At 72.7% G+C, this 6,981-nt stretch carries 7 protein-coding genes and 2 pseudogenes; 5 read left to right on the forward strand and 4 right to left on the reverse strand.

Translation table 11 applies throughout. The annotated features are described in order from the left end of the window. A pseudogene (thpD, locus tag RH94_RS35210) lies at positions 1-670 on the forward strand (ectoine hydroxylase); the annotation flags it as partial. A 401-nt stretch (positions 671-1,071) separates the two neighbouring features. Here thpD and RH94_RS35215 read toward each other — a convergent pair. The 4 genes from RH94_RS35215 to RH94_RS35230 form a co-directional block, all read right to left on the reverse strand. After that, positions 1,072-2,121, reverse strand: a complete 1,050-nt coding sequence (locus RH94_RS35215; protein WP_073952365.1) for an aminotransferase class V-fold PLP-dependent enzyme — start codon at positions 2,119-2,121, stop codon at positions 1,072-1,074. Between the two features lie 106 nt (positions 2,122-2,227). After that, positions 2,228-2,950 carry a DsbA family oxidoreductase gene (locus RH94_RS35220; RefSeq protein WP_073952366.1) on the reverse strand — a complete coding sequence of 241 codons (723 nt, stop codon included), beginning with the start codon at positions 2,948-2,950 and terminating at the stop codon, positions 2,228-2,230. A 78-nt stretch (positions 2,951-3,028) separates the two neighbouring features. After that, positions 3,029-3,532, reverse strand: coding sequence for a GNAT family N-acetyltransferase (locus RH94_RS35225; protein WP_199881128.1), 504 nt, complete (start codon positions 3,530-3,532; stop codon positions 3,029-3,031). 47 nt (positions 3,533-3,579) lie between these two features. Continuing rightward, positions 3,580-5,106, reverse strand: coding sequence for an aldehyde dehydrogenase (NADP(+)) (locus tag RH94_RS35230; protein ID WP_073952367.1), 1,527 nt, complete (start codon positions 5,104-5,106; stop codon positions 3,580-3,582). 172 nt (positions 5,107-5,278) lie between these two features. Here RH94_RS35230 and RH94_RS45635 point away from each other — a divergent pair. The 4 genes and pseudogenes from RH94_RS45635 to RH94_RS45645 all read left to right on the forward strand — a co-directional run. Further along, a partial coding sequence (locus tag RH94_RS45635) for a helix-turn-helix domain-containing protein (RefSeq protein ID WP_234426268.1) occupies positions 5,279-5,559 on the forward strand: 281 nt, incomplete at its 3' end. A 1-nt stretch (position 5,560) separates the two neighbouring features. Beyond that, positions 5,561-6,057, forward strand: a pseudogene (locus RH94_RS45640) (IclR family transcriptional regulator); the annotation flags it as partial. 3 nt (positions 6,058-6,060) lie between these two features. Continuing rightward, the gene (locus RH94_RS35240) at positions 6,061-6,540 is read left to right on the forward strand and encodes a GNAT family N-acetyltransferase (protein WP_073952368.1); all 480 of its coding nucleotides are present in this window, start codon (positions 6,061-6,063) and stop codon (positions 6,538-6,540) included. 124 nt (positions 6,541-6,664) lie between these two features. Continuing rightward, positions 6,665-6,981: sigma factor (locus RH94_RS45645; protein WP_267893418.1), on the forward strand; the 317-nt coding region annotated here is incomplete at its 3' end.

Here is a 6,981-nt window from a genome sequence, read left to right on the forward strand (position 1 = left end):
CCCGGCGATCCGGGCCGACGAGCGCTCGATCGTCGAGCCGACGTCCAAGGAGATCCGCTCGGTCTTCGAAGTGCACAGGATCAGCGAGGTGTTCGCGAACCTGGTGCGCGACGAGCGCGTCGTCGGCCGGGCGCGGCAGATCCTCGGCTCGGACGTGTACGTCCACCAGTCGCGGATCAACGTCAAGCCGGGCTTCGGGGCCAGCGGCTTCTACTGGCACTCGGACTTCGAGACCTGGCACGCCGAGGACGGTCTGCCGAACATGCGGACGGTGTCCGTCTCGATCGCGCTGACCGAGAACCTCGACACCAACGGCGGCCTGATGATCATGCCGGGGTCGCACAGGACGTTCCTCGGTTGTGCGGGGGCCACGCCGAAGGACAACTACAAGAAGTCGCTGCAGATGCAGGACGCGGGCACGCCGTCCGACGAGGCGCTGACGCGGATGGCCTCGGACCACGGCATCAAGCTGTTCACGGGCCGGGCCGGTTCCGCGACCTGGTTCGACTGCAACTGCATGCACGGTTCCGGCGACAACATCACGCCGTTCCCGCGCAGCAACGTGTTCATCGTGTTCAACAGCGTGGAGAACACGGCGGTGGAGCCGTTCGCGGCGCCGGTGCGGCGGCCCGAGTTCATCGGGGCGAGGGATTTCACTCCCGTGCGGTGAGCCGGAGCCGGCCGGGGGTCCGGGGGTCGCCCCCCGGAAGACACAGCATCGGGGCGAGGGATTTCACTCCCGTGCGGTGAGCCGGAGTCGGCCGGGGGTCCGGGGGTCGCCCCCGGAAGACACGGCATCGGGGCGAGGGATTTCACCCCCGTGCGGTGAGCCGGAGTCGGCCGGGGGTCCGGGGGTCGCCCCCCGGAAGACACGGCATCGGGGCGAGGGATTTCACCCCCGTGCGGTGAGCCGGAGTCGGCCGGGGGTCCGGGGGTCGCCCCCCGGAATACACGGCATCGGGGCGAGGGATTTCACCCCCGTGAAGTGAGCACGCCGTGACCGCCGGGCCGGGGCCTTCTCGTGTGGGACGGGAGGCCCCGGCCCGCTGTCGTCGCTGCCGTCGCGGGCCCTCAGCCGGCCAGTACGTCCAGCAGGCGGTCGACGTCCGCTGGCGTGTTGTAGAGGTGGAAGGCGGCCCGCAGGTTGCCCGCGCGGGCGGAGAGTTCGATGCCGGCATCGCTCAACTCGCTCTGCCGGTGGCCGAGTCCGGGCACGGAGACGATCGGGGAGCCGGGCGCGGGCACCGGCTCGTGCCCGAGCGAGGCCAGTCCGGTGCGGAACCGTTCGGCGAGGGCGAGGTCGTGGGCGCGTACGGCGCCCACGCCCAGTTCCTCGACGAGCTCCAGCGAGCGCCGACCGCCGGTGTAGGAGAAGAGCGCGGGGCTCTCGTCGAACCGCCGTGCGGAGTGGGCGAGTTCCTCGACGGGGCCGTAGCAGCTGTCCCAGGGGCGCTCCCCCGCCACCCAGCCGGCGAACAGCGGGCTGAGACCGCCGAGGTCGTCGGGGACGACCAGGAAGGCCACGCCCCTCGGGCACAGGAGCCACTTGAAGGCGACGGCGGAGACGTAGTCGTGGGCATCCGCGTCGAGGTCCAGCCAGCCCGCGGCCTGGGAGGCGTCGACGTAGGTGCGGGCGCCGTGCTCGCGCGCGGCCGCGCGGATCGCGGGCAGGTCGGCGATCCGGCCGTCGGACGACTGCGCGGCGCTCACCACGACCAGCGCCGTGCCGGGCCGTACCGCCTCGGCGAGCTGTTCCAGCGGGACGCTGCGCACCTTCAGGTCGCGGCGGACGTGGAAGGGGTTCACGAGGGAGCTGAAGTCACCCTCGGGGGTGAGGACTTCGGCCCCCTCGGGCAGTGCGGCGGCTATCAGCCCGGTGTACACGGCCACCGAGGCGCCGGCCGCCACGCGGCGGCCGGGGACCCCCATCAGCCGGGCGAAGGAGGCGCGGGCGGCCTCCACGTCGGCGAACATGTCGGTCGGCCGGCCGGTGGCGGCCGCGTCCACGGCGGTGCGCAGGGCCCGCACCGTACGGGCCGGGAGCAGCCCGAGGGACGCGGTGTCGAGGTAGGTGTTCTTCGGGGCGAACTCGGCACGGACGAGGCTCTCGAAGGTCTCCATGGCACCACTGTGCGGCCCGGTGCGGTCGCAGTCCATCGCGTATTTCTGTGCGGTACGCCCAAGCGCCGCTTATGCATCCGCGCCGACCTGGGCGGACGTGCCGGTCTCAGCTGTGCGGCACCGCGCATCCGTCCGGTCCGCAGGCGTCCGCGTCCCCGTCGCCGCCCTGGAGGAGGGTGAGGGGCGAGCGCTCGCCCCAGGCCTGGGTGAGTGCTCGGGTGAAGACCTCGGCGGGCTGGGCGCCGGAGACGCCGTACGTGCGGTCGAGCACGAAGAACGGCACCCCGGTGGCGCCGAGCTGCGCGGCCTCCCGCTCGTCGGCGCGGACCTCGTCGGCGTAGGCGTCGGGGTCGGCGAGCACCTCGCGGGCCCCGTCGGCGTCGAGCCCGGCGGAGACGGCCAGTTCCACCAGCCGTTCGTGGCCCTCGGCGAAGACGGACCGCTCCTCGGCGAAGTTCGCCCGGTACAGCGCGTCCAGCAGTTCGCTCTGCCGGCCGTGCTCCTTGGCCAGGTGGAGCAGGCGGTGCATGTCGAAGGTGTTGCCGTGGTCGCGGCCCCGGGTGCGGTACGCGAGCCCCTCGGCGGCGGCCTGCTGCCCCAGGTTCTCCTCACCGGCCCGCGCCTGCGCCTCGCTCATGCCGTACTTCTCGGTGAGCATGGTGAGGACCGGCTGGATGTCGTCCTTGGCCCGGTGCGGGTCCAGCTCGAAGGAGCGGTGCACCACCTCGACCTGATCACGGTGCGGGAAGTCCGCGAGCGCCTTGTCGAAGCGCGCCTTTCCCACGTAGCACCAGGGACAGGCGATGTCCGACCAGATCTCGACGCGCATGCTCTCGGTTCTCTCCCGTTCGTACGGAAACGGAGGGAGACCCCTCCGCCGAGTCCGTGAACGTTCAAGCAGCCTGTTTCATTCCCCGGTCACCGCGTACCGCAGGCGCAGGTGGTGGTCGCCTTCGGCGGGCGGGTGCTCCGGGTCCGGGATCCAGCCCTGGCGGGTGTAGAAGCGCTGGGCGCGGTGGTTGCCCGCGTGGACCTCCAGGACGGCGGTCCGCTTGCCGTCGGTCCGCCACTGCTCGGCGCAGGCCGTGTGCAGGGCCGTGCCGATGCCGGAGCGCCAGCGGTCGGGGTCGACGTGGAACTGGAACAGCACGACCGTGTCCGCGGCGCTGTCCGGCGGGGTGCGGAAGGAGGCCATGCCGACGATGCGGCCCTGGTCGACGGCGCACAGGACGTGCGCGTCGGGGTTCTCGATGGCCTGGCGCCATCTGGTGGTCCAGTCGGCGTCGGCCTCCGGGATGCCGTCCGGGTAGTAGGTGGACCGCGCACGCACCATCAGGCCGGCGACGGCCTCCGCCTCGGCGGGCACGGCCGTACGGATCACCAGGCGTCCGCGCACACTGTTGTCGATCATGCGAGGGAGGACGCGGACGCCCGGCGGTTCGGTTCCGTGCGGCCGGTTCAGCGCTCCAGGCGGCCGTTGAAGCGGCGGGGCAGGCCGAGGGGGTTGTCGTCGCGCAGCTCGGGCGGGAGGAGGGCTTCCGGGGCGTTCTGGTACGCCACCGGGCGCATCCAGCGTTCGATCGCCGTCCCGCCCACGGAGGTGGACGTGGATGTCGTCGCCGGGTAGGGGCCGCCGTGGTGCTGGGCGGGGGCCACCGCGACGCCGGTCGGCCAGCCGTTGACGAGGACGCGTCCGGCGAGCGGGGTCAGCTCGGCGAGCAGTTCGGCGCCGCGCCCTTCACCGGCCGCCTCCTCGGTGGACAGCTGCACGGTCGCGGTGAGGTTGCCGGGGAGGCGGGACAGGACGGCCGTGGCCTCGGCCTCGTCCTCGTAGCGGGCCACCACGGTGACCGGTCCGAAGCACTCCTCCAGGAGCACGTCGTGGGCCCCCTCGCCGGCCAGCTTCCCGGCCGGGACCGTCAGGAAGCCCGCGCTGACCGTGTGCTCGCCGCCCGCGCCGGGGGTGACCGGGGAGTCGACGCCGGGCAGTCCGGTGCGCTCGGCGATGCCGGCGAGGAAGTTGTCGCGCATCCGGTGGTCGAGCAGGACGCCCGGGTCGGTGTCGCTGACGGCGTCGGTGAGCGACTTGACCAGGGCGTCGCCCGACGCCCCGGACGGCACCAGCACCAGGCCGGGCTTGACGCAGAACTGCCCGACGCCCATCGTCATCGAGCCGGCCAGGCCGGCCCCGATGGCCTCCGCCCGTTCGGCTGCCGCCGCCTCGGTGACGAGCACCGGGTTGAGCGAGCCCAGCTCGCCGTGGAAGGGGATCGGCACCGGCCGCGCGGCGGCGGCGTCGAACAGGGCCCGGCCGCCGCGTACGGAGCCGGTGAAGCCGGCCGCGGCGACCAGCGGGTGCCTGACGAGTTCGATGCCCGCCTCGAAGCCGTGGACGAGGCCGATCACGCCCTCGGGGACGCCGTGCTGCGCGGCGGCGCCCCGCAGCACCCTGGCGACCAGCTCGGACAGCGCCGGGTGGTCGGGGTGTGCCTTGACGACGACCGGGCAGCCGGCGCCCAGCGCGCTCGCGGTGTCGCCGCCGGCGACGGAGAAGGCGAAGGGGAAGTTGGAGGCGGCGTAGACGGCGACGACGCCGAGCGGCACCTTGTGGCGGCGCAGGTCCGGGATCGGCGGGGTCGCGGTGTCGTCGGGGTGGTTGATGATCACGTCGAGGAAGGCGCCCTCGTCGACGATGTCCGCGAAGGCCCGCAACTGGTAGCAGGTCCGGGCCAGTTCCCCGGTGAGCCGGACCGGGCCGAGCGCGGTCTCGGCGTCGGCGGCCTCGACGAGCTGGTCCCGGGCCGCTTCGAGCCGGTCGGCGGCGGTGCGCAGGAAGGCCGCGCGCACGGTCCGGTCGGCGAGCGCGCCGCGCGCCTCGTGGGCGGCGCGTACGGCGGTGTCCACCTCCTGGGCCGTGGCCTCCACCGCGACCTGTTCCCGCTGCTTTCCGGTACGGGGGTCGACACTCCAGACTGGTGCTGCCACCGCGGATCCCTCCACATGTCTTGCCGCAGTATCCGACCGGTCCCTACGGTCGGCCCGGTCGGCCGTATTCGGGTCATCCACCAGGGCGTTCGATATGCTGAACACTGTCTCTGATGATGAATACGGTGAGACTATAACTGCAGCTTCTCGTCGAACGAAGGGGTCAAGGACGATGTCGGCAGGCGAGGCAGGCGGCGGGGCGCAGGTCAAGTCGGCGGTGCGGACCGTGGAGTTGCTCGAGTACTTCGCCGGCCGGCCCGGCATGCACTCCCTGGCCGAGGTCCAGGAGGCCGTCGGCTATCCCAAGTCCAGCCTGTACATGCTGCTGCGCACGCTCGTCGAGCTGGGCTGGGTGGAGACCGACGCCACCGGCACGCGCTACGGCATCGGCGTGCGCGCGCTGCTCGTCGGCACCTCCTACATCGACGGCGACGAGGTGGTGGCGGCGGCCCGNCCCGCCCGACGCTGGACCGGCTGTCCGACGACACCACCGAGACGATCCACCTCGCCCGTCTGGACGGTACGAACGTCGTCTACCTGGCCACCCGCCAGTCGCAGCACTACCTGCGTCCCTTCACCCGGGTGGGCCGCCGGCTGCCCGCCCACTCCACCTCGCTCGGCAAGGCGCTGCTGAGCACGTACACGGACGAGCAGGTGCGCACGATGCTCCCCGAGACGCTGCCCGCGCTGACCGAGCACACCGTCACCGACCGCGAGAAGCTCATCGAGGAGCTGCACCGGATCCGCGAGCAGGGCTACGCCGTCGACCGCGAGGAGAACACCCTCGGCCTGCGCTGCTTCGGCGTGGCGATCCCGTACCGCACCCCGGCCCGGGACGCGGTCAGCTGTTCGATCCCCGTGGCGCGCCTGACGCCCGCGCACGAGCAGACGGTGAAGGATGCCCTGTTCGACGCCCGTGACCGCCTGATGCTCGCCACCCGGAGGCTGTGAGCCATGAACGTCGTGCTCCGCGAAGTCCACGACAGTGATCTGCCGGTGTTCTTCCGTCAGATGAACGACCCGGAGTCCCTGCGGATGGCCGCCTTCACCCCGAAGGACCCGGCCGACCACGACGCCTTCGAGGCGCACTGGCGCAGGCTGCGCGCCTCGTCCGACGTGCTGCGCACGATCCTGGCGGACGGTGACGTGGTCGGCAGCGCCGCCGTCTACGGCGAGCCGGGCGAGCGGGAGGTCACCTACTGGGTGGACCGCGCCTACTGGGGCCGGGGCATCGCCACGGCCGCGCTGCGCGCCCTGCTGGCCGAGGTCCCCGAACGCCCGCTGTACGCGCGCGCTGCGGCGGACAACGCGGGCTCGCTGCGGGTGCTGCACAAGTGCGGCTTCCGGGAGTCCGCGCGGGCCAGGGGGTTCGCGCAGGCGCGGGGCGAGGAGATCGACGAGGTGGTGCTGACGCTGCGGGCCGCCAAGGGGTAGGCGCAGACTGGGAGTTCGGCCTGTCATACGGCGTTCGAGGCTCCGGACGGACGCTGATAAAGTTCCGGGATCTGTACCCGGCGCACGCCTGTTCGACGTCGGGAGCTGCTGTGAGAGGTAGACCGTGGGGACAGTCCTCGACGACGCCGCCTCCGTGGAGTTCCACGCCTTCTTCGAACGCCACCATGCCGAACTGGCCCGGCTGGCCCATCTGTTGACGGGCGAGGCGGACGCGGCGGACGACCTGGCTGCCGACGCCCTGCTGGCGCTGTGGCACCGCTGGGACCGGGTGCGCGCGGCGGACCACCCGGTGGCGTACGCGCGCGGGGTGGTCGCGAACCTGGCCCGTACCCGCATCCGCGGCGCGGTGCGCGAGCGGCGCCGGATCGCCCTGTTCTGGTCGCAGCGCGAGGAGCGGACCGAGAACCCCGACGTGGCGGG

This window comes from Streptomyces kebangsaanensis (genome assembly GCF_001906585.1).
GTDB lineage: Bacteria > Actinomycetota > Actinomycetes > Streptomycetales > Streptomycetaceae > Streptomyces > Streptomyces kebangsaanensis.